Here is a 19,822-nt window from a genome sequence, read left to right as displayed (position 1 = left end):
TTGGTTGATACAAATTAAAGTTGATTTTGAAGAGGCGATTTAGATCATTTTTGTTTTGGAAATTTCATTTAAAAATTCGTAGAGATTAGTTTCAGGCTTAAGCTGCAACTTTTTTCTAAGTCTGTACCGGCCCACTTCCACCGCTTTGATGGTAACATTCATCAGCTGGGCCATTTCTTTTGTAGAAAGGTTCATTGATAAATAAGCACAGAATTTTAAGTCATTTTGACTGAGTTCAGGATATCTGGATTTTAACTTATTGAAAAAGTCGGTATTCACATGGCTGAAATGCACACTTAAATGATCGAGTTCCTGATCCTTTCGCTCTACATCTTTGATCAGCCGGATGAGATGCCGAAAGCTGGTGCTACTATCGGTAATATCATGGTTTTTAACAACTGCCGAGATAACTTCCTTGATTTTGGCCAAAACTTTTCCACGTTGCAGCAAGTGCATGGTCATGGTAGAAAGCTCCTTGTTCTTGTAATTCACTTCGGCTTCCAATTTCTCATTCTGCAGTCTGATAATTTCTTTCTCATTTCGATCAAGCTCAAGCTGATGCAGATAACTCATGCGATGCTGGGCCTTCTGATGTTTTGCTTTCTGCCATTTGATCAACACTTTAATCGCAAGCGCAGTTAACAAGATGTATATTATTTTCATCCACCAGGTATCGTACCAGGCATGCTTAACCTCAAAAACATAACTCAAAACCTTCGATTCGTTATTGATATGAGACCTTGCCTTGACATTGAAAGTATAGCACCCGGCCGGGAGGTTGGTGTAGTCTTTTTCGCTCTTATCGCTCCAGACTGACCAATGATCATCGAAACCAACCAACTGATAGCTGAAAGTTAAATTCTTATCCTGTTCAAAAAGTGTAGATGAAAACTCAAAATGAATTGAGTTTAGCTCATTGTTAAAGCTTGGAATATGAGAGACGTCCTGCCGCTCGGTAATCGCATTGTTCTTTACAAAGTATCCCCCAAAAACCAGGCTATCGCTTTTGCCTTGTAGCTTTACAGCTCCGAGCACAATATTTGGTCTGGTTATATTCCGTATATATTTGCTGTAATTAATATGATAAGCTCCCTTATTTGCCCCAATAAAAATATTTTTATCATCCAGGGCATAGATTGATTCAAATCCTCCCACCACTTTCCCATCAAGTTCAGGCATGTAAAAAATGCTGAAATTACTTTTACCAGAAGGTCTGCTAAAATCAATAACCCCAACCCTTTTATTACTTACAAACCAAACATTTCCGTCGTTATCTTCTTTCAGATACTGAATCGGTGTATCATCCAACAACTTTCCAAACAAGCTGACACGGACAAACCGATTTTTGTTTGAATCGAACTCATAAACTCCTTTAGTGGTTGCGACCACTACCCTATTCTTGATCCGATAAACGTAGTTGTAGAGTTTGAAAGGTAGCCCATCTACATCAGTAAACATTTTAACATTTAAAATGCTTTTATGATCAGGCTTCAGCAAAATTCTATAAACGCCATGGTATGGATGCGAAGCCCAAATTAAGTCAGGATTATTGTTATCTGCAACGATGAACCTAAGGGTCTCTTTGATGCCTTCAACCTTGCCCATATTGCCAAATCTTCCATTGCTATAGGCAAGTTTTTGAAGTCCGGTATAAGTTCCGGCAATCACATCTGTAACGGGAAAGATGTTTTCAAGAGACTCGAACATCCACGTGCCTGGCAAACTAAACATGGGCACCGCTACATTATTATTGATCAGAAATGTCCCTTCTTCATGGGCCATAAGCAATTGGTTGTTGAATTCATTGAGTCCCCAAACCTGGCCTTTGGTGTTTTTCACTTCCTGAAAGTTAGAAACAGAATAGCTTATATCAGCAGAATTGCCAGTGATTGCGGAACGGTAAAGTCCGTTAGATGTACCGATGTAAATAGATTGATTGTGCTTCCGGAAAGCATAACTGGTGATCTGCTTAGTTCTATCCGGAAAGATATTCTTGATCGCACTGTTAATGGCTATATATGAAATTCCATCATCAAGGGCGAGCCACACATTTTTATGCTTGTCTAGCAAAATACCCCGGACATTGTTATTCTGTAAACCTTCCCGATAATTGTATTTTTGAACCACCTGACCTTCCCTATTCATGATGTAAATTCCTCCCGAAGTGGTACCAATTGCGTATTGACCTGAACTGATTTGGCTAGCAAAAAAAATCCTGTCATTGAACAGTACAGGATCAAACTCAGTTTCAAATGAGGTTAGCTTTCCTTTTGAAATGATAAACAATCCTCTTTTCAATGTAGATATGAGAATAGAATCCTTTCCAAATGGCATGATAGAGGTAATGCTGGCTTGCTTTAGTACAGTGTCTGCACAATAGGGAGTCCAGATACCTTGGTCAAACAGGAGCAGCCCTTTTTCTCTCACCTGAGCAAAAACCTTTCCGTTCACTTCTCCAAGGTGAAGCCAGGTGGTAGCGGTTTTGTAATATTTGATCACATCATTCTTGTAGTGCAGCACAGCATTGTTTGAACGAAAAAAAACTTCATCCTTTACGATTGAAATATCCCAGATGTCCGCTAGTTTCCTCAAGTCCTCTGGCAGTAAATATAAAAGCGAATGATAGCGGAGAATTCCTTGCGCATCAGGAAAAAAATAACCAAATTCATCCTGGCCGCCTACATAAATCCTCCTTCTGGAATCAATCCCTAGAGATCGTACAGCGGTAAAATTAGGCAAACGATGCAGATTCCAGTATCTGCCATCAAAGGTCAGCAATCCTTCATTGTTTCCAAAGTAAAGAATGCCGCCCCGATCTTGTTTCACATCCCAATTCTGAATTCCTCCCTTATACACTTCATTTGTATAATTGACGATTTTGGGTGTGCCCAGCAATTCCTGCGCCATGGAATTACCGGCGACGAAAAGAGCAAGCAGGAATATCAGCGTTTTTATCATTTGGTTAGGGAATGATTTATGCAATAATATAAATATATTTCCACATCCTGCAACTTTGGGAAATAGCTCCAGCAAATGATATCGTATAGCAGTTCACCGCTATCCGACAACTAAAAAATCATGGTCTCGGGCGGTTCATTCCATCAACAGGTTATCCTACCGTTAAGTTAGCGATTGATAACTCGCAAAACTAGATTAGCTGCAGCACTAGAGCCTTGTTCTTAAATATCGGAGATGAAAAGTGATTCTATTGTTTTTGTACACACCAGGTGGTCATACTGCGAAGGTTTTGAACATTTGTGGTTTTTATGGGCTCATGCAGCTCACCTCCCATCTTTCTGGTTAAACGGATAAGCATTTCCTGATTAACTAAAAATCGCTCAGACTCATCCGGGAGAATATAACGTCCGTTGCCAATAAAGTGGACACTTGATTCAATTCCAATATCAGAGGCGAGCCGGCAGAATAAATATCCGCCTGGTTTTAATACCCGCCACATCTCGTTAAGCATGGCTTCAAAATGTTCCATGTTTTCCGCAAAATGAAGAACCGCACTGCTAATAACAAGGTCAAAATCTGCATCTGGAAAGGGAAGCGAAGTAATATTGGCCACCTGAAAATGACCGGATAAAGGTTTCGCAGCATAAATGTGGGCAAGTTCCTCAACTTGCTGAATCGCTTCGGGCTGCTGATCAACCCCAAAAACCTCGAAACCACTTCGAAGAAAATTCACCAGATTGCGACCCTCACCGCAGCCCGCATCCAGTATTTTCTCACAATGATCATAAGTCCCTTTCAGGAGTTGATCGAAAAGATAAATGTCGATGTTACCGTAAATTTCCTGAAGATTTTCCTTTCCTGATTTTTTCATTTTCGCAAAGATAACATTTGCGTAAACTCTGCTCATCATATAATGAAAAATGCTTTTGAAGCTTAAAGCAATACCAAGAGGAAGATTATCAAAGCGGAAAAATTATTTATAAAACTGATGGATGAATAATCTGGAACGCAACAGGGAAGCTAGTACAACGAGAGCTTCTTAAATCCTTAAAATCAATTTTTAGCAAACACCTTTTTAAAATAATCCAAAACGGAGGTTTTTGGTTTTCTGGGATTTTCGGGACCAATAAGAAAACCATAGGGCTGCAAATGCGGATAGTGATCGCAAATGATTTTAGCCATCCCCAATAACGGCACTGCCAAAATCATTCCCGCGACGCCCCACACCAACTCACCTAGCACAATCGCCATAATGGTAAAAAGTGGGTTAATGTTAACTTGCTCACCAACAATAACGGGTTCCAGGATATAACTTTGCAAAAATTGCACAAGAAAATAGGTAATTAAAACACCAATAATCATCTTTCCATCTCCACCCTGGGCTACAACGGCGAGCACAGTCAAACCGGTACCGGTTAGATTTCCAATAAATGGGATCACTTCGAGAAGGCCGCAAAGGACAGCAAAAAAAATGGCGCTTTCCACCCCAACAATGCTAAAACCTATTCCATACATGATCCATAATACACCGATCATGGCAGCCAGACCACTAAGATATTTCTGCGACACCTTCCCTGCCTGGTGAATGACTTCAGTTGTATCCTCGTTTTCCTTTTTTGGAACCAGCTTCAGCAAAAACTTTTTGATGTGGCCACGCATGGAAAGAAAAAGAAACATATAAACCAGCACAAGAACGGTGTTGATCAGAACGCCCATCAAACCAGAAGCAAAAGATAAGATTAACCCACCTGATTTACCCTTAGTACCTTGCTCAATGGCCTTTTGCTGCTCCGCTTTTTTGATCCCAATCGTTTCATTGATCCAGGACTTTAACGACTCCAACATCCCAACTATTCGCTTCTCCATCCCGTCGAGATGATCAGCAAGACTTCCAAGTTGGATGGACAACAGCGCAATGATCAGCCCCATGGCAAGAACGAACAGCAATATACACGCAAAAGAAGCAAAGGCCCTCGAAGCCCCCTTGCGTTCAAAGAAGTTGGATAGCCTAATGAAAACCATCGACAACACTGCAGCCAGTGTTACCGGAATCAAGAATGGAGCGGCAAAATACAGTCCGCCAAAGGCCAGCACAAAAAGAAACAGCGTATTTACAGAGAGGCTAAGTTTTTCCATATGCCAACAAACAATACGCTGACGCAAAAGTTTAGTGAGACGAAGGATATTATAAAAAAGGTGGCTTAAATTTATGAGTAAGGCAATATCAAACTTGATGATTTCTATTTTTGAAGAATTAAGTATTGAAAAGGTTCCAGCCTGATTACTTTCGTCAGGTTGGTTTTTGAACCATCCCAGATGTTTTTCCAATTGCCCGCAAGCTTATCTGGAAGACTGTAAGCAACAGGTTTATTTCTCAAATTAGCTAATACAAGTACAGTTTCCTTTTCGAGGGTTTTGGTAAAAACGCAAACATCATCGCTACTGTATGAAACCATAACACCCCTCCGTACAGCCTTACTTTTGTTTCGGAAACCAACTATTTTCTTATACTCCGCCAGCACATCCCGGTTAGTTTCTTCGAGAGACCAGTCGATTGATTTTTCCGTAAAAGGAAAGGTAAGCCTGAATGGCGTTCCTATCTCCTGTCCGTTATAAATCATTGGAACGCCTTTCATGTAGGCGGTAACAACGAAGGCGGCAGCAGAACCTTTTTTGCCACCGAAAAGCTCAAGCGGCGTGCCATCTGATCCGTTTACATCGTGATTTGTTAAGTATCGAACCACTGCCTGGCCACTCTTTGCACCTTTATAGTCACTATTATTTAACGTATCAATCGACTTTACAGATTTATTATTGCTAAAGATACTTTTCAGATTCTTGAAATAATTGAAACCAAAAAAGTAGTCAAAACCAGCAGTAAAATATCTGGGACTACTGCCCTCGGCCAACATCAAAAGATTATGGGTTTTAATGGTCTTCAAACTATCATTTACCTGTTTCCAGAAATCAAGTGGAGGACCATCAGCATAATCACAACGAAAGCCGTCGATATTTGCTTTATATACCCAAGACTTCATGGAATGAATCAGTGACAACCTCAATTCTTGGTTGCGAAAATCTAATTGGGCAACATCCCGCCATGTTTCTGGGTATTTGATTTCACCCAAACTATCACGCAGATAATAACCCGGTTTGTTTATCCAGGGATGGTCCCACGAAGTATGATTAGCCACAATATCAAGCATTACGGCAATATTTCTTTTATGCGCCTCATCCACCAGCTTTCGTAAATCGTTCAGCGTACCAAATTCTTTTCCTACCTCATCATAATTCATTGTTGCGTAAGGAGAATTTGCGCCTTTGAGTTTACCTACTGGATAAATGGGCATTAAGTAGATCACATTAATACCAAGCTCTTTAATCGAGTTCAATCTTTGAGTTACGCCTGCAAAATCACCTGTTTTACTGAAGACCCGAGTGTTTACCTGATAAAGCATCACATCCCTGGTATCGGGAACGCCCGTAAACGGCTGACCGTATTGAGCAGGATAGCCTTTATTTTGAGCATGAGCGATCACAGGTAGCATCAAAAACCAGCCTGCTAAAAGAGATAATATTGAAAGGTTGTTTTTCATTTGCAAAACTTCTAGACTTTAAAGGTAGCAAGGAGGGTGACATAAAGTATCTTCCGAAGCGCAAAATTAGTAAGCGTAACCAGAATTTTGCTTTAGATACAAAATGGTGCCGCATCGGCCTTTGGAATTAGAAACTACCAGATAACTTTTATGGTGGGGATCATCTATCAGGATAAACAGCAATCGATTTTAGAATGGGGATATTAAGTCTGTCTTTTTATAAATTTAGTCTCGTACTGCTGGTCAAAACATTGATAAAACCTATTGAATTAAATTCTGTTGATCTTTTGGACCCGAAAGAAAAGGTCAATAATCATGATTGTACAATATGATGAAAAAAGCTGGCACATCGTTACCCAGCGTTCACACGGATTGCTCGCCGGGCAGATTTGCGCTCGATGGAAAGTTACGGATCAGCCCGAAAAATGGGTTGAGACCTTAATCGCAACAGCTGAACATGATGACGTTTACAATGAATTCGAACGCAGTCCGCTTATTGATGAGAATGGAGCACCGATCAATTTTAAGAGTACCAGATTTGACCTGGACAGTTCGACGAGATTGATGGACATGGCATTGACCAAAAGCCGGGTTATTGCGCTATTAATCGCCAGACACATTTCTTTTACCCACGGGAGCGATCCATTAGCCAAAAGTTTTATAACAAATCTAAAAAAGCACGAACCCCGATGGCTTAAGGATACAGAAGTTACAAAAAAATCAATTGACCTGGCTTACGCTCTTTTGGAATTTTCAGATGCCCTTTCCTTATTGATCTGTCAGTCGCAAATCCCGCCTGAAGGCCGCAAGGTAGAAATCAGTACCGGACCTAACGGACTTCCCTATTTCCTCTTTCAAAAAGAAGAATCACTCATTGTTGAGCCATGGCCTTTTGAAACAGATCAATTTTCAGTCAGCTATGAAACCAGAACAATAACGCAGCTCAGGTTTAAAAGTGATGAGGAGTTTAGGTCAAAACTCAAAACTTCCGCCGTTGAAAATCATAATTTGATCTTTTCCCGTTCGTAGAGATAAAAAACATCACCAAAAAAGAAATGTACATTTGTTTAGTCGATTTTATAACCTCATGACATCGTTTTAGAAATAGATAATTTCACATAAATTATACTTCATTACTATGAAAATATCAAATTTTGTCTTTCCCGTTTTCTTGGTGTTATTGCTTCAAACGGCCGTTGCACAGCAACAACAATCGCCTTACACTTTCAAAAAACCATCTGCAAATGGTACAGGCAAGGTATATATGGGCCGCGAGATTGCCCAGGTAATGAGCTTCGAAGGCGTAGAATGGTTGGAAAGAAACAGCCGGACAGCGGAAGAAAACACTAATCTGGCTTTGGCGTCGATGCCACTAAAGAGCAACACCGTTGTTGCTGATATTGGTGCAGGATCTGGATTTTATACTTTCCGGATTGCTACACGTATTCCGAAGGCTAAAGTATATGCAGTCGAAATCCAAAATGATGCAATTAATCACCTTAAGAAAAAAGCATTCGACGATGGTGTTAAAAACGTGGAAGTGATCAAAGGCTCAGATACCTCACCCAATTTACCAGCCAATTCAATTGACCTGGCATTTATGGTAGATGTTTATCATGAATTAGAAAACCCTGCAGCATACCTCGCAGCGATAAGCAAAGCGCTTAAACCTAATGGTCAGCTGCTGCTATTAGAGTATAAAGCAGAAAACCCACAGGTAGCAATCAAACCAGAGCACAAAATGAGTGTAAAGCAAGTGAAAAAAGAGCTCGAAGCCAGTGGATTTAAGCTGGTTAAGAACGGCAAATTTCTCCCCTTACAGCATTTCCTACTATTTGAAAAAACAGTAGAATAAAATTTCCTTTATCCAATGTCCGTACTATGTGTCATAAGGAAATTGTAAATCTGTAGCAGCTCAATTAATGCTTTTTGCCGTTATCCTAAAGCTTAAGCAACATTCTCTATAACCAAAAAAAAACCATGGCGAAAGGCTTACAGTGAACGCTAAGTTCGTGTCACAACATCATTTAAACACCTAAGTTTTCGGCTAACATTTGGGCAACTTTTCCGTTTGGATCGAGTGGCTGCACCTTGGATGGTTTCACTTTTCGATAAGTGATCGAAACTCTCCTATCTCTATGAACTATATTTCCATCGATCATATCTTTTTTTCTTGGCGGAATTGCATGACTCCATTTTTTGCGGGCATCATCCTGCATCACATATAAAGATCGCCTGGGAATCACCACGTCGATAACTTCAAAAGTGCTGGTATTAGTAAATTTCATCACACATCCACTTCCGAGGTTGATCCCGCAAATTTGATTCTCATAATAAGCCCGGTCTTTATGTGATTTAATGCCTTGACCAGGAAGGTATTCGTTGATTATTACCTGATCAGGCTGATGATCTAAAATATGCTTTTCAACAATTTCCTGCGCCAGTTGATCTATTTCCTGAGGAATAGCGATCGGATAGTTCACCAGATTGTAGGGTGCCTCCAGTTCATTTCTAAAGCCATAATATTGAAGCCTTCTTTGATAATCAACTATCCATGACTGACCATCAATTTCATTAAATAATTTTGTTTCTTTTGCTAGATCAATAAAATCTGGATACAAGAACAAACCTGGTATAAGCGTTTCCATTTTTTTAAATTAAAATATAAGATCTAAACGTTGATAATGAGGGAAATAAAAAACTGGATTTCAGTACGTAATGGAGTTAAACTAAAGTAGCGTATTAAGATAAAAGATGGTTAAATCTTTTCATTTACATTCCGAACGTTTCCCTACAAAAACCAACCAATTAACGGCTAACTAGACTTCCATTGAAATTAGCGCTGTTCTTGCTCAATCGCTGCACCTATTTTTTGGACCAAATCTTCAGGAATAAGATCACTGGTTTTCCAGATTGTAAATGGCGGTTCTTCAAGTTTTTCGGGAAATATCACACCTGCATGAACCCCATCAAGACTGACATGGTATTCATTATTAAACTGATTTACCTCAACTTTGTAGGTATTGATGTTGAAACTATACGATTGCATAACATAGCTAATATGAAAGACAACATATTTGGCATGAATTGGTTTTGATCACCTCAGGTTAATTACTTCCAAACCAAATCAATCGCGATTTGAATTTTTAGGACCATCATTTGTCGAGCTACTTCATTTGAACGGAATTAGATCTCATTAGTCTCAATCTTTTCTAAACAGAAGTTAACTACCTGCTTAGCTTCAAAATGTACGTGTTTTTCTCTCCTATCACAGGTAGAATCAACAAACAATTAAAGAGCGATGTTTTCAAGAAGATAAAATATAATATTATGATTAAAAGAACATTTAAGTGGAGAAATACAATTACCATTATAGCACTAGCCAACCTTGGCTTGGGCTGCAATATAGCCGACAAACGTTCATCAATGGAAAAAGACAGCGTTGGAAATGATACTGCTGTTAAAGATCACGTTGGAGGGGTTGAAACATTCGAAACAAATATGGAGGAAGATGCAGCAGGATATTTGAAAGCAGCGAGCCAATCTCTAGTTGTTCAGGATAGTTTACTTACTGCGGCTTTGTCTTCCGGAAGCAGTGAAGAAATTAAAACATATGCAAAAAAAGCACGTGAACGCACCAGATTTTATAAAAAAAACTTGGAGGGTTTTTGCAATAAAAATAAAGTGCTTTTAAATGAGGCATTGCGGATCGAACAAGTTGATTCACTTCGTTGGTTATCTCGGCAGGTAGGTATAGCATTCGACAGACCATTTTATAAACAATTATCAGTTGAGTTGAATAAAAACATTGAAGCTTATGAGGATGCCTATAACGCAAGACAACAAAGGGTAAAAGCTTTTGTAAAAGACGAGTTACCGAGATTAAAAAAGGAGAAAGAACTGCTAGATGAGCTGGGAAGAAATATTAAGTGAGTTAGCTTATTTTATACAGTGATCCTAATGCTTATCAGCTAATGCCCTTTTATAACTTTTTTTATTGTATTCTAATGGACGCTGCGCAACCATTCAATTGCGCCGCGTCCGTTTCTATTAAGGAGTGGCAGGGCCTTTATGCTCCCAATGGTCTTTAATAACCTCACCATTCGATCCGAATTTAAGCCTTCTGGCGTAGCGCTCGCCTCTGATTTTTCCATTTGCATCCTTCTTACCAATGAAAATCATAATTGCTCTGCCGTCATCGTCTGTTTTCAGCGAAAGATCATAACTACCGAAGTTTGTTTCAATAAATTCATTTTCCGGATAGGCCTTATTAATTACCTTAATTAACGTATCTGTAAGTTTCATGTCTTTGATGTCCTTTTAATATTTCACATTGATTTTTGATTAGTATCCATCATAATTAAATGGCAGACGCTATCTTAGCTAAATCTCCCATGTTTCGGTACCGCTTTTTCGTGAAAGTTTTCGGCTAAATCTTTTAATTGCGATCTCATTTCTTCACCTTCCATCACCTGGCCATGTCCGGTAAGTAGAAACTCCGGATCAAGGCTGGCTAACGTTTTCACCGATTGATGGGCAGCATCCCAATCAGTAGTCAAATACCGTGGCGGGCCGTTAACTTCTTTAATCTGGAAGAGAACTTTATAGAGTGAATCTGGCCTCACGGTTACAATAGCGTCACCGCTAATCAGTACACGATCTATTGGCCTGAAAATGGAAATATGCCCGGGCGAATGTCCTGGCGTATGTATCCAGCTCCAATCTTCAAATCCTGGCAAGGTCTGGTTTTCAGGCAGAACCTCTAGATAAGGGGCGATATTTATAGCCTTATGCGGATATAGTGAAGAAATTTTTGCCAGAAGCCCACCTTCAACAGTGTCATCTGGTTCAGGATAATCTTGTGTGCCATTTAGAAAAGGAAACTCTGCCTGATGTGCATAGACTGGAACTTGCCAATTTTCAAGAAGTTCAACAAGACCTCCGACATGATCAAAATGACCATGAGTGAGCAAAATAAAGTCAGGTTTTCGTTCTCCAAATCTTTCTGTTGCAACTTTGAGAATCTCTTTTCCCGAAGTTGGCATTCCAGCATCAACTAGAAACCACGATTCACCAGGTTTGCCCACCATAGCAATATTCACAATTTGATTGGTGTAATAGTATACATCACCAGAAATTACTCCATCATCATAGCTGGATGATGAAGTCATTGGGATAAAATGATTATCCTCACTTTGAGATATTTTTTCCATAAGCTTTCGATTTTTCAATTTCACGTTTACTGAAAGACTTTCAGTAATATTTTAGACTTCGATCAGCTTTTCTCAAACGGTTTACATTAGTCCTCTTCTAAAAAACCAAGAATTTTAAATGATGGTTTTATCATTTTGTGGCAACATCGATTTTTTATAGCAGCGAAAAAGCGATTATGTAGATCAGACATGTACATTTCAAATCTCACCGCTTAAGTATGTAGAAAGCCAACGATGATAGACCTTTGTAGAAAAGAGTTGATTAACAATAAGCTTGCTGAAGATATATTGAAACGAATATTTACAAAACTTTTGCTTCTTAGGGCATGTTTTTCAACTAACAACTAAGAGTTTTTAGCTATGAAAAAAATAAAAGTTTTACCATCTCTTCCTCTAATTTTTTCATACCAATATTCAATTTCAAATAACTAAATCCTTAAACCATTAATTTTTTTTGAAATGCTAGCAATGAATTATAGAGGACCATTCAGGGTCCGGGCCGAGCAACGTCCAATGCCAGAAATTCTTCATCCCGAGGATGCCATCGTGAGGGTGACCAGAACTTGTATATGCGGTTCTGATCTTCATCTTTATCATGGTATGGTGCCCGATACGAGGGTTGGATCAACCTTCGGTCACGAGTTTATCGGAATTATCGAAGAAGTTGGGCCACTAGTTACCAATGTTAAAGTAGGCGATCAGGTTCTGGTTCCATTTAATATTGCATGTGGAAAGTGTAATTTCTGCAAACAAGGCCTATATGGAAATTGCCATGAATCAAATACCATGGCAACTGCAGTGGGTGGCATTTTTGGATATTCCCATACGGCGGGAGGATATAACGGCGGACAGGCTGAATATGTACGAGTGCCTTATGCTAACGTGGGACCAACAGTGATTCCTCCAGATATGGATCCGGATGACGCGGTGTTACTTACCGATGTGGTGCCCACTGGTTATCAGGCGGCAGAAATGGGTGGTATTAAAGAAGGCGATACCGTAGTAGTTTTTGGTGCCGGACCTATTGGAATTATGGCTGCAAGATGTGCCTGGTTTTTTGGTGCTGCACGGGTCATCATCATCGACCACGTGGACTATCGCTTAGAGTTTGCAAAAAATTATGCGAAGTGTGAAGCGTATAACTTCAAATCTATGGCTGATCCGGTTTTGTTCCTCAAGAAAACAACAGATTGGTTTGGTGCCGATGTGTGTATCGATTGCGTGGGTTGCGAGGCAGAAGGGAACGCATTGCAAACCTTCACTGGAAAAATTACGCTGATGCAGGCGGGTGCTGCCACAGCACTACAATGGGCCATTAATTCCGTGAAAAAAGGCGGTATTGTGTCAGTGGTGGGTGTTTATGGTCCACCGTTTAATTACGTACCTATTGGAAATGTATTGAACAAGGGAATAACGTTACGTGCCAATCAAGCTTCAGTAAAAAGACTTCTTCCTAAATTAATTGATCATGTGCAATCCGGCAGGCTTAGTCCGAAAGATTTAATTACCCATCGTGTTCCACTGGAAGAAATTGCAGATGCCTATAACATTTTCTCGAAGAAACTTGACGAGTGTATCAAAACGGTATTAATTCCTTCAACAAAAAATTAAATAAGATGAAAACAAATTCGATAGATTACAAAAGCATTCCGGGTTGGGGAATAGATATAGACCCTGAAAACGAACCCACTTATCCAATGAAAAACTATACGGGAGACGACCATAAGCGTAGTGTTTATGAGCGGTCAGAGCCACAACCGGTGAACATTGAATTACTTAAATCGAACGAAAGGCCAGCGTTTAGTATGGTATTTGGGGAGTCGATTCCTCCATCAGGTTTAAGTGGAATGATTAGAAGATATGCATTTAAACATAGTGAAGACCGTTACCGACATTGGATTCCGCTTATTCTAGCCGACCGCGTGAACGCTTGGGAAGGGATTGTTGATGATTTAAAAAAAGGAACAATTCCTAATATTTTTGCGGAGAGAGGCATGAAATCGGAAATGAAATACAATGCTGGCCCTTTCGCCAAAAAAGCGTTGACCACAGTAGCAGTTGGCATCGCTTTATATCTGCTTTGCAGGAAAAAAAAATAAGGCTTTAATTTTGATATCATCATTAATTTATGTGTGAGCTTACTTCTCAGTAAGCTCACTTAACAAAAAGAAATCATATCGAATGCCTTTTCATAAACGAATAGCGAGAATGTTTCTATTTAAAAACGAAGATTAGGAAGTACTTCGACACCAAAATCTTTGATAAATTCCTTTTGATTTCGATTTACATTGTGTAAGATCACACGATCGATTCCTAAACTTAGGTCTTGTTCAATCCACTTTGTATGCTGATTTAGGCTGGAGGAAATTCTCACGTGTTTTTCCATATCAGCAGGCTTTACTAATTGTGCGCAGCATCAAAGTGTGACACTGTTGGCAATTCACCCAATACACTTCCCTGAAAAATATTGCTGCGCCACTGGTCATAAGCGCCAGCTTCTGCTTCCTCCTTCGATCATGAATAAGATACCTGAACTTTTAAATGAATGGGTTTCCCTGCGCCACCATTGCTTCTAAACGCCTGCACTACTTTTTCGAGTTCATGATGCGGTTTATGCGTCGTTAATAAGCCGTCTGCCCATTCGCCAGCCCACCTTGCAGTTTCCAGGCTAACTGCCGCACAAAATAACAGTGGTTTTTCTTTTGGCAACGTGTATAGTCTTGCCTTCTCTACATTAACCAGACCTCTATGGTTAACCTCTTCCCCATCTAAAAGCTTTGAAATTACTTGATAGCATTCCAAAAGTCTGGCATTCCTTAAAGATTTCTCGGGCCATTTATCACCAGTGATACTTTCATTCAAAGCTTCGCCACTTCCCAGGGCAACCGATAGCCGTCCGGGAAACATTTCATTGAGCGTGGCAATGGCCTGAGCCACTATGGCTGGATGATAACGTTGGCCAGGAGCACAAACTACGCTGTAGGGTAAAGTTGTAGATTGAAGTGCTGCGCCAAGCCAGGCAAATGAGAAGCCGCTTTCACCCTGCCGCTCACTCCAGGGATGAAAATGATCTGATGAGGAGATAGCATTAAACCCACAAGCTTGCGCTAATTTGCTAAGTTCGAGTAAAACGCTAGGGGCAAATTGTTCGTGTGAAGCATGATAAGCTATTGTCATTTTGAGAGATTTTAGTAGGGTTTATAATTCAGAATTCATCTAGCACAACTTAGCGATAACGAAATTTGAGCACAATCATCACAATGTTCAATGCCAGCGCAAAGAAGTTCGTGGAAATGATCGCGATATCTGACTTCACGAATCCGTAATAAATCCAAAGCGCATTTCCGGTCATCAAAACAATAAACATGAATATAGATACCTCTTCTGCCTTTTTCTTTTTCAAGGTTTTAATAATCTGGGGAAGAATAGACGACGATGTACATATACCCGCCACTATTCCAAGAATGTCGATTCCTTCCATATTTCCTAGTTACATTTTATCAGGATTTTGTTTTCCAAAAGATTTTGGGTGCCTTCACCTCAAAACCTTAGATACTTAAACAACAAGCTCTTTATTGGCTCTGTTCTGCTAAAATGTAAATCAAGTAAATTCTCTCTCTGGAAGTATTTTTCACAAATCGATTGGGCAGGAATTGATCGGTTGCTATAAACTCATTGGCTTCTTCTTTTAAGAAAAGAGGTATGTCGAAGCTTAGAAGGATGATATTTAGATTGAACTTTAAATTTTCACGGAAAAGCGAGCAACATTAAAGCGATCATTGCTGCAGCTAGCGTACTACAAAAATTGACTACATTATTTCCTATTAACCCTTTGCGTTCCAACAATGCTCCGAGTATTGAATCTGATAAATTCCCTGCTGTACCCGCCGAAGTAATCCACAAGAAGTTAATATCAAATCCAAAACCAATTGCATATACCAACGCAATCACCAGACTTCCCATTACACCAATCAAAGTACCTTCTAAACTGATCACACCATCTCTCCCACGTTGATCCGATTTCAGCGTGATTACATTATAAAATCGCTTGCCGTAGATTACTCCAAGTTCTGAGGAAAGCGTATCTGCAGTAGCAGATGCAAAAGCCGCGGCCATTGCAGGCAACATAAGGGCAGCAGATTGAGGATAAACAATGACTATAACACCAGCGATAGTAGAAACACCAGCATTAGCAAAAACCTGAGCGGCTGTTCTCCCATTTTTGTTTTCATCCAGATCCGAAAAATTCCGCTTTTGATCTCTTTTCCACGAAGTAGCAACTGAGCCAATAATAAAAAAGGCAGTCATCATCATCACACCAACAAATCCCGAAGCCATAGATATTATACAGGCCATTAAGCCTCCGGTAAAGGATGCTGGAACAGTGAGTTTTTTAGCCACAATACTGTAAATCATGCCTGCAATAATGATGATAGGCAAAAGTATATTACTATACTCCAGATTTAACAAACTGATTGTACTATTAGTCATTTCCAAATTTAGAATTTTTTCATTGCGCTGACACCAAAAACACGCCTTCTATAAAACATTAAATGGGTTGCAGGCTTTCTATTGAAACTCTTGTTTTCTCGTCAATGAATCACCAGGTATTTAAGCCTTTTTGACTATGTAGCTTTGATTGATGTATTGTGGTATTGAGACCTTCGAACCAGGTATTAACCATCCAAATCAGGTATTTATACGCTAAACATGGTTATCGGCTCAATCGTTTTAAATAGGTAAGAATTTATATATGGAACCAATATCAGCATGGGCGGCTAATGCTCAATCAGAACTGAAAAATTTAAAACCAATTGCAGCGCTTTCTGAAGAAATGGATTTGTCTCTTTATTTAACCAGTGATACTTTATGGCTGGTGAAACGATGGCAAGATGACTCGAGCATAGGATTTAGAACGGCATTTTCTCCATCAGGTGTTTTAACCTTGGAAAACATGGATCTCAAAGCAAATAAAGCCAGCGTTAAATTGGAGACTGACTCACTAGGTTATCAGGTAGACATCTCCTGGAATCCTGAAAATGGCCAGCTGAGATATTCTTTAAATGCTACGCCTAAGATCCCGCTTTTAATTCCTTATTGGCCAAAAGATATCCTAAGTTTTGATAGAAAGAGGAAAATCAAGCAGAAAGGTACAATACATACTCAGCAACGAGGTACACGTTCAGGCATCATGTACTTCAACGCTGGGGAGTCTGGTTCAGTATTTTACTTTCAAAACCTAACGGCTTTAAATGATTATTGCGAGGGTACACAATCTAGCGCAGGTGAAACAGTTGGTGGTGAATGGCCGGAAATCGGATTCCCTTACCCGCTTCAAATGCCAGTCTGAAAAAGAACAAATCCTATATCCTGAACGATAGCTTCGTTGTATTTTCAAAGGAAGTTCCCACAACACCTGCTGACATAGCTGTTCAATACCTTGATAAGCTTGCTGATGTTTATCTGCAGCTTCCCCGGCCTGAAACCACTTATTATAAATGGCTGGATACCGCCGACAAGGGCCTCCAGGATCTGGTTTATCATAAGGGTTGCTGGACATTTGCGGGCGGCCACTCCTATCTGAACGCCTACGTAGCTGACTACAAATCGCCACCAGAGGTAATGGTTCAGTTAGCCGTGTTAGTGCCAATGCTCGAATATCTGGAATGGAAAGGTGAGGTCGACCATAAATTAGTTGATGAACTGATAGCAGGTTTGCCAGCTTTTTATGAACCAAAAATGAAAACTATCGTGCGTTGGTTGCCGGCTCTGGAGAGCAACCTCGACCACTCAGAGGAACAAAAGAAGCCTCGTGTAATGGATTCCTGGTACTTACATCATCCACTAATGAATTTGGCGAGGTTGAGCGATCGTAATAATAAGACTGCAAAAACCCTTCTCATGGATTCCATTGATTACGCAATTAAGGTGGCACAACATTTTAAGTATGAGTGGCCTGTTTTTTATCAGATGGATACATTAGAAGTTATTAAAGCCGAAACTGCTGAAGGTGAAGGCGGCGAAAAAGACTTACCAGGAACCTATGCAGATTTGATGCTCAGGTTATGGAAAATGACGGGTGACAAAAAATATTTTGAAGAAGCAAGGCAGGCAGCTGAAAAGCTTAAAAACCTTAGCTTCGAAGTATTTTACCAGGCGAACAATACTGCATTTTCTGCAGGAGCAATGATTAGGCTTTACAAGGAAACGGGTGACAAAACATATCTCGAACTGAGTTACGTTTGCATTGCAGCATTGTTTGATAATATGCAACTATGGGAATGCAATTACGGGCACGCCAAAAACTTCCCTACCTTTTTTGGCATATTTCCATTAAAAGATGCACCATATACAGCAGCCTATGAAGAGCAGGAGGTTTATTCTGCTTTGTGCGATTATCTTGTTCAAATTCAGGATCTGGAAGTGCTTCCTTCCATCAGGCTTCTAATTGCGGAGTTTGTGAAACACATCATTGGCCGCGTGGTATATTATTATCCTACAATGCTTAAAACCGATGCGATAGTCGAAAAATCCAAAACCGGCGAAATCGACCCCTCTTTATGGATTGCGCTTGAAGATCTTCATGATGGCTGGGAACAATCTGGCGAAGTTGGTCAGGAGGTGTATGGTGCTGGTGTTGCTTTTGGCGTTATAGAAAAACAATACCACAAAGTAAAAGATGAATCCTTTATGATATTCTGCGATTATTCGATAAGCGGTTTTCGAAAACGTGGGAAGTCCGTTAGTTTTGCTACCCAAGGCGACCAGCGATTATCTTGCCGGATAGTTCTTCTACCTCAGGAACCAAAAGATACGTACAACTTTACTGTCTATATCGGGAATGATTCCAACGCAGTTGAACCGATGAAAGTAGATAAACAAGCTATCGAATTCAGCGTTTCCGGCAATGAGAAAATAAAAATATCCTGGTGAAAATGCCTTCACCAGGATATTTTTAACGTATTAAATTAAGATTTTAGTTAAACTATGAAATCATTAAGGCTACGAACACTGCTCCCGCTTCTTTTTTATTCTGAGCAGTTTCAAATGCCTCGTTTATTTGATCTAATGGATAAGTATGAGTGATCATTTTCTTTGCATTGATTTTTCCTTTGGCAAGCAGTTCCACACAAATCGACATTTCTGGATAAATATCCCAAAAGCCATAACTGGCGCTTGGGATCAAACTGATCTCCGATTTTTGTAAATCCTGCCAATTCAATTCCATGGCAGTATTTCCATTTTCAAAGCCCCCCACAATAATTACTTTCCCGCCAATTCGAGTGATTGATACCGCTAAAGGAAGCGTGGTGGTCATCGATTCGCCTCCGGCGCACTCAAAAGTCAAATCTGCTCCTCTTCCATTGTTGAAAAGTTTCATGCAAACTTGCGGGTCTTCCGTTTCGAGATTCACTACCCTATCTGCTCCTAAAGATTTAGCCAGAGTCAAAGAGCTTTGAACAATATCGAATACAATTACTTCAGCACCCGATAATTTGGCCAGTTGAAGTTGGGCCAACCCTATTGGCCCCGCACCTATTATCGCAACTTTATTATTTATTCTCAGTCCGCTAAGCTTTTGTGCGTGCAGGCTAACGGAAAATGTATCCAACAAAGCAGCTTCTTCATCGCTCACGTTATCGGGAAGAATATGGAATTTGGTAGAGGGGCCAACAACGTATTCAGCAAAAGATCTGGATATGGTATCCATCCTTACCTTATACAAATTTGGACAAAGGTTATATTGCTGAACCCGGCACCAGTCGCAGGTGCCATCACCTAGCAAGGTTTCTACCACCACCCTATCGCCCGGCTTCACATTTCGAACTGCCGGTCCGGTTTCCACAACAACTGCAGACATTTCATGTCCCATAATTTTACATTCGAGATCTGGCTCATGTTTTTTCCAGTGCCGTAAATCTGTTCCACAGATACCCGAAACTTTAATGCGGGCCAAAACCCAGTCGTCGGCTGGAATTTTAACCCTGTCTACTTGTTCAATCTTGAACGTTCCGTCCGCCTCTTTTAAGGCTGCTTTCATTTTAATGCTCATTC

Annotated in this window: 20 protein-coding genes; 7 read left to right on the top strand and 13 right to left on the bottom strand. The window is 40.1% G+C overall.

All coding sequences use genetic code 11. The features are described 5' to 3' along the window. Positions 1–39: 39 nt before the first annotated feature. From OQZ33_RS08905 to OQZ33_RS08890, 4 genes are all read right to left on the bottom strand, one after another. Positions 40–2,958, bottom strand: coding sequence for a triple tyrosine motif-containing protein (locus tag OQZ33_RS08905; protein ID WP_265798693.1), 2,919 nt, complete (start codon positions 2,956–2,958; stop codon positions 40–42). A 247-nt stretch (positions 2,959–3,205) separates the two neighbouring features. Next, on the bottom strand, positions 3,206–3,829 hold the full coding sequence (locus tag OQZ33_RS08900) for a class I SAM-dependent methyltransferase (protein WP_265798691.1): 624 nt from the start codon (positions 3,827–3,829) through the stop codon (positions 3,206–3,208). A 182-nt stretch (positions 3,830–4,011) separates the two neighbouring features. Further along, a complete protein-coding gene (locus OQZ33_RS08895) occupies positions 4,012–5,286 on the bottom strand; it encodes an AI-2E family transporter (RefSeq protein WP_265798690.1) in 1,275 nt (424 codons plus the stop codon). Then, entirely contained in the window at positions 5,199–6,554 is a 1,356-nt protein-coding gene (locus tag OQZ33_RS08890; protein ID WP_265798689.1) for an alpha-amylase family glycosyl hydrolase, read from the bottom strand. The genes OQZ33_RS08895 and OQZ33_RS08890 overlap by 88 nt, the downstream gene beginning before the upstream one ends. 315 nt (positions 6,555–6,869) lie before the next feature. Between OQZ33_RS08890 and OQZ33_RS08885 the strand changes: the two genes are divergently transcribed. Beyond that, complete coding sequence (locus OQZ33_RS08885; protein ID WP_265798687.1) at positions 6,870–7,583, top strand: DUF3891 family protein; 714 nt, start codon at positions 6,870–6,872, stop codon at positions 7,581–7,583. A 109-nt stretch (positions 7,584–7,692) separates the two neighbouring features. Then, on the top strand, positions 7,693–8,409 hold the full coding sequence (locus OQZ33_RS08880; RefSeq protein ID WP_265798686.1) for a class I SAM-dependent methyltransferase: 717 nt from the start codon (positions 7,693–7,695) through the stop codon (positions 8,407–8,409). A gap of 172 nt (positions 8,410–8,581) precedes the next feature. Here the strand turns inward: OQZ33_RS08880 and OQZ33_RS08875 are convergent, their stop codons facing one another. Next, positions 8,582–9,202 (bottom strand): alpha-ketoglutarate-dependent dioxygenase AlkB, encoded by a 621-nt coding sequence (locus OQZ33_RS08875; RefSeq protein ID WP_265798685.1) that lies wholly within the window; start codon positions 9,200–9,202, stop codon positions 8,582–8,584. A gap of 188 nt (positions 9,203–9,390) precedes the next feature. Then, positions 9,391–9,603: a hypothetical protein gene (locus OQZ33_RS08870; protein WP_056848860.1), complete on the bottom strand. Its 213-nt coding sequence runs from the start codon at positions 9,601–9,603 to the stop codon at positions 9,391–9,393. A gap of 281 nt (positions 9,604–9,884) precedes the next feature. Between OQZ33_RS08870 and OQZ33_RS08865 the strand changes: the two genes are divergently transcribed. Continuing rightward, complete coding sequence (locus OQZ33_RS08865; RefSeq protein ID WP_265798684.1) at positions 9,885–10,487, top strand: DUF4142 domain-containing protein; 603 nt, start codon at positions 9,885–9,887, stop codon at positions 10,485–10,487. 117 nt (positions 10,488–10,604) lie between these two features. Here the strand turns inward: OQZ33_RS08865 and OQZ33_RS08860 are convergent, their stop codons facing one another. Then, complete coding sequence (locus OQZ33_RS08860) at positions 10,605–10,859, bottom strand: hypothetical protein (protein ID WP_265798683.1); 255 nt, start codon at positions 10,857–10,859, stop codon at positions 10,605–10,607. 74 nt (positions 10,860–10,933) lie between these two features. Continuing rightward, positions 10,934–11,767 carry an MBL fold metallo-hydrolase gene (locus tag OQZ33_RS08855; RefSeq protein WP_265798682.1) on the bottom strand — a complete coding sequence of 278 codons (834 nt, stop codon included), beginning with the start codon at positions 11,765–11,767 and terminating at the stop codon, positions 10,934–10,936. Between the two features lie 468 nt (positions 11,768–12,235). On the opposite strand from OQZ33_RS08855, the gene OQZ33_RS08850 reads away from it, so the two are divergent. Continuing rightward, the gene (locus tag OQZ33_RS08850) at positions 12,236–13,378 is read left to right on the top strand and encodes a zinc-dependent alcohol dehydrogenase (RefSeq protein WP_265798681.1); all 1,143 of its coding nucleotides are present in this window, start codon (positions 12,236–12,238) and stop codon (positions 13,376–13,378) included. A gap of 5 nt (positions 13,379–13,383) precedes the next feature. Then, complete coding sequence (locus OQZ33_RS08845; RefSeq protein WP_265798680.1) at positions 13,384–13,866, top strand: hypothetical protein; 483 nt, start codon at positions 13,384–13,386, stop codon at positions 13,864–13,866. A gap of 119 nt (positions 13,867–13,985) precedes the next feature. Here the strand turns inward: OQZ33_RS08845 and OQZ33_RS08840 are convergent, their stop codons facing one another. From OQZ33_RS08840 to OQZ33_RS08825, 4 genes are all read right to left on the bottom strand, one after another. Beyond that, positions 13,986–14,153 (bottom strand): hypothetical protein, encoded by a 168-nt coding sequence (locus OQZ33_RS08840; RefSeq protein WP_265798679.1) that lies wholly within the window; start codon positions 14,151–14,153, stop codon positions 13,986–13,988. Between the two features lie 128 nt (positions 14,154–14,281). After that, complete coding sequence (locus OQZ33_RS08835) at positions 14,282–14,944, bottom strand: LLM class flavin-dependent oxidoreductase (protein WP_265798678.1); 663 nt, start codon at positions 14,942–14,944, stop codon at positions 14,282–14,284. A 49-nt stretch (positions 14,945–14,993) separates the two neighbouring features. Beyond that, positions 14,994–15,248, bottom strand: a complete 255-nt coding sequence (locus tag OQZ33_RS08830; protein ID WP_265798677.1) for a SemiSWEET family sugar transporter — start codon at positions 15,246–15,248, stop codon at positions 14,994–14,996. Between the two features lie 266 nt (positions 15,249–15,514). Continuing rightward, positions 15,515–16,258 carry a DUF92 domain-containing protein gene (locus OQZ33_RS08825; RefSeq protein ID WP_265798676.1) on the bottom strand — a complete coding sequence of 248 codons (744 nt, stop codon included), beginning with the start codon at positions 16,256–16,258 and terminating at the stop codon, positions 15,515–15,517. A gap of 262 nt (positions 16,259–16,520) precedes the next feature. Between OQZ33_RS08825 and OQZ33_RS08820 the strand changes: the two genes are divergently transcribed. Both OQZ33_RS08820 and OQZ33_RS08815 read left to right on the top strand, forming a co-directional pair. Further along, positions 16,521–17,117 (top strand): hypothetical protein, encoded by a 597-nt coding sequence (locus OQZ33_RS08820; RefSeq protein ID WP_265798675.1) that lies wholly within the window; start codon positions 16,521–16,523, stop codon positions 17,115–17,117. Continuing rightward, entirely contained in the window at positions 17,072–18,700 is a 1,629-nt protein-coding gene (locus OQZ33_RS08815; RefSeq protein WP_265798674.1) for a hypothetical protein, read from the top strand. The genes OQZ33_RS08820 and OQZ33_RS08815 overlap by 46 nt, the downstream gene beginning before the upstream one ends. Before the next feature lie 52 nt (positions 18,701–18,752). Here OQZ33_RS08815 and OQZ33_RS08810 read toward each other — a convergent pair whose 3' ends face one another. After that, positions 18,753–19,820 carry a zinc-dependent alcohol dehydrogenase gene (locus OQZ33_RS08810; protein WP_265798673.1) on the bottom strand — a complete coding sequence of 356 codons (1,068 nt, stop codon included), beginning with the start codon at positions 19,818–19,820 and terminating at the stop codon, positions 18,753–18,755. Positions 19,821–19,822: the final 2 nt, after the last annotated feature.

It is taken from the genome of Pedobacter sp. MC2016-05, assembly GCF_026239735.1.
Taxonomy (GTDB): Bacteria; Bacteroidota; Bacteroidia; order Sphingobacteriales; family Sphingobacteriaceae; genus Pedobacter.
The sequence above is the reverse complement of the archived record's forward strand: the minus strand, read 5'-3'. Positions and strand labels throughout refer to the sequence as shown.

Excerpts from the sequence above, each read along its gene's own strand:
- OQZ33_RS08905 (WP_265798693.1), bottom strand. The coding sequence starts at position 2,958 with ATGATAAAAACGCTGATATTCCTGCTTGCTCTTTTCGTCGCCGGTAAT.
- OQZ33_RS08900 (WP_265798691.1), bottom strand. The coding sequence starts at position 3,829 with ATGAAAAAATCAGGAAAGGAAAATCTTCAGGAAATTTACGGTAACATC.
- OQZ33_RS08890 (WP_265798689.1), bottom strand. The coding sequence starts at position 6,554 with ATGAAAAACAACCTTTCAATATTATCTCTTTTAGCAGGCTGGTTTTTG.
- OQZ33_RS08885 (WP_265798687.1), top strand. The coding sequence starts at position 6,870 with ATGATTGTACAATATGATGAAAAAAGCTGGCACATCGTTACCCAGCGT.
- OQZ33_RS08880 (WP_265798686.1), top strand. The coding sequence starts at position 7,693 with ATGAAAATATCAAATTTTGTCTTTCCCGTTTTCTTGGTGTTATTGCTT.
- OQZ33_RS08875 (WP_265798685.1), bottom strand. The coding sequence starts at position 9,202 with ATGGAAACGCTTATACCAGGTTTGTTCTTGTATCCAGATTTTATTGAT.
- OQZ33_RS08870 (WP_056848860.1), bottom strand. The coding sequence starts at position 9,603 with ATGCAATCGTATAGTTTCAACATCAATACCTACAAAGTTGAGGTAAAT.
- OQZ33_RS08865 (WP_265798684.1), top strand. The coding sequence starts at position 9,885 with ATGATTAAAAGAACATTTAAGTGGAGAAATACAATTACCATTATAGCA.
- OQZ33_RS08860 (WP_265798683.1), bottom strand. The coding sequence starts at position 10,859 with ATGAAACTTACAGATACGTTAATTAAGGTAATTAATAAGGCCTATCCG.
- OQZ33_RS08855 (WP_265798682.1), bottom strand. The coding sequence starts at position 11,767 with ATGGAAAAAATATCTCAAAGTGAGGATAATCATTTTATCCCAATGACT.
- OQZ33_RS08850 (WP_265798681.1), top strand. The coding sequence starts at position 12,236 with ATGAATTATAGAGGACCATTCAGGGTCCGGGCCGAGCAACGTCCAATG.
- OQZ33_RS08845 (WP_265798680.1), top strand. The coding sequence starts at position 13,384 with ATGAAAACAAATTCGATAGATTACAAAAGCATTCCGGGTTGGGGAATA.
- OQZ33_RS08840 (WP_265798679.1), bottom strand. The coding sequence starts at position 14,153 with ATGGAAAAACACGTGAGAATTTCCTCCAGCCTAAATCAGCATACAAAG.
- OQZ33_RS08835 (WP_265798678.1), bottom strand. The coding sequence starts at position 14,944 with ATGACAATAGCTTATCATGCTTCACACGAACAATTTGCCCCTAGCGTT.
- OQZ33_RS08830 (WP_265798677.1), bottom strand. The coding sequence starts at position 15,248 with ATGGAAGGAATCGACATTCTTGGAATAGTGGCGGGTATATGTACATCG.
- OQZ33_RS08825 (WP_265798676.1), bottom strand. The coding sequence starts at position 16,258 with ATGACTAATAGTACAATCAGTTTGTTAAATCTGGAGTATAGTAATATA.
- OQZ33_RS08820 (WP_265798675.1), top strand. The coding sequence starts at position 16,521 with ATGGAACCAATATCAGCATGGGCGGCTAATGCTCAATCAGAACTGAAA.
- OQZ33_RS08815 (WP_265798674.1), top strand. The coding sequence starts at position 17,072 with ATGGCCGGAAATCGGATTCCCTTACCCGCTTCAAATGCCAGTCTGAAA.
- OQZ33_RS08810 (WP_265798673.1), bottom strand. The coding sequence starts at position 19,820 with ATGAGCATTAAAATGAAAGCAGCCTTAAAAGAGGCGGACGGAACGTTC.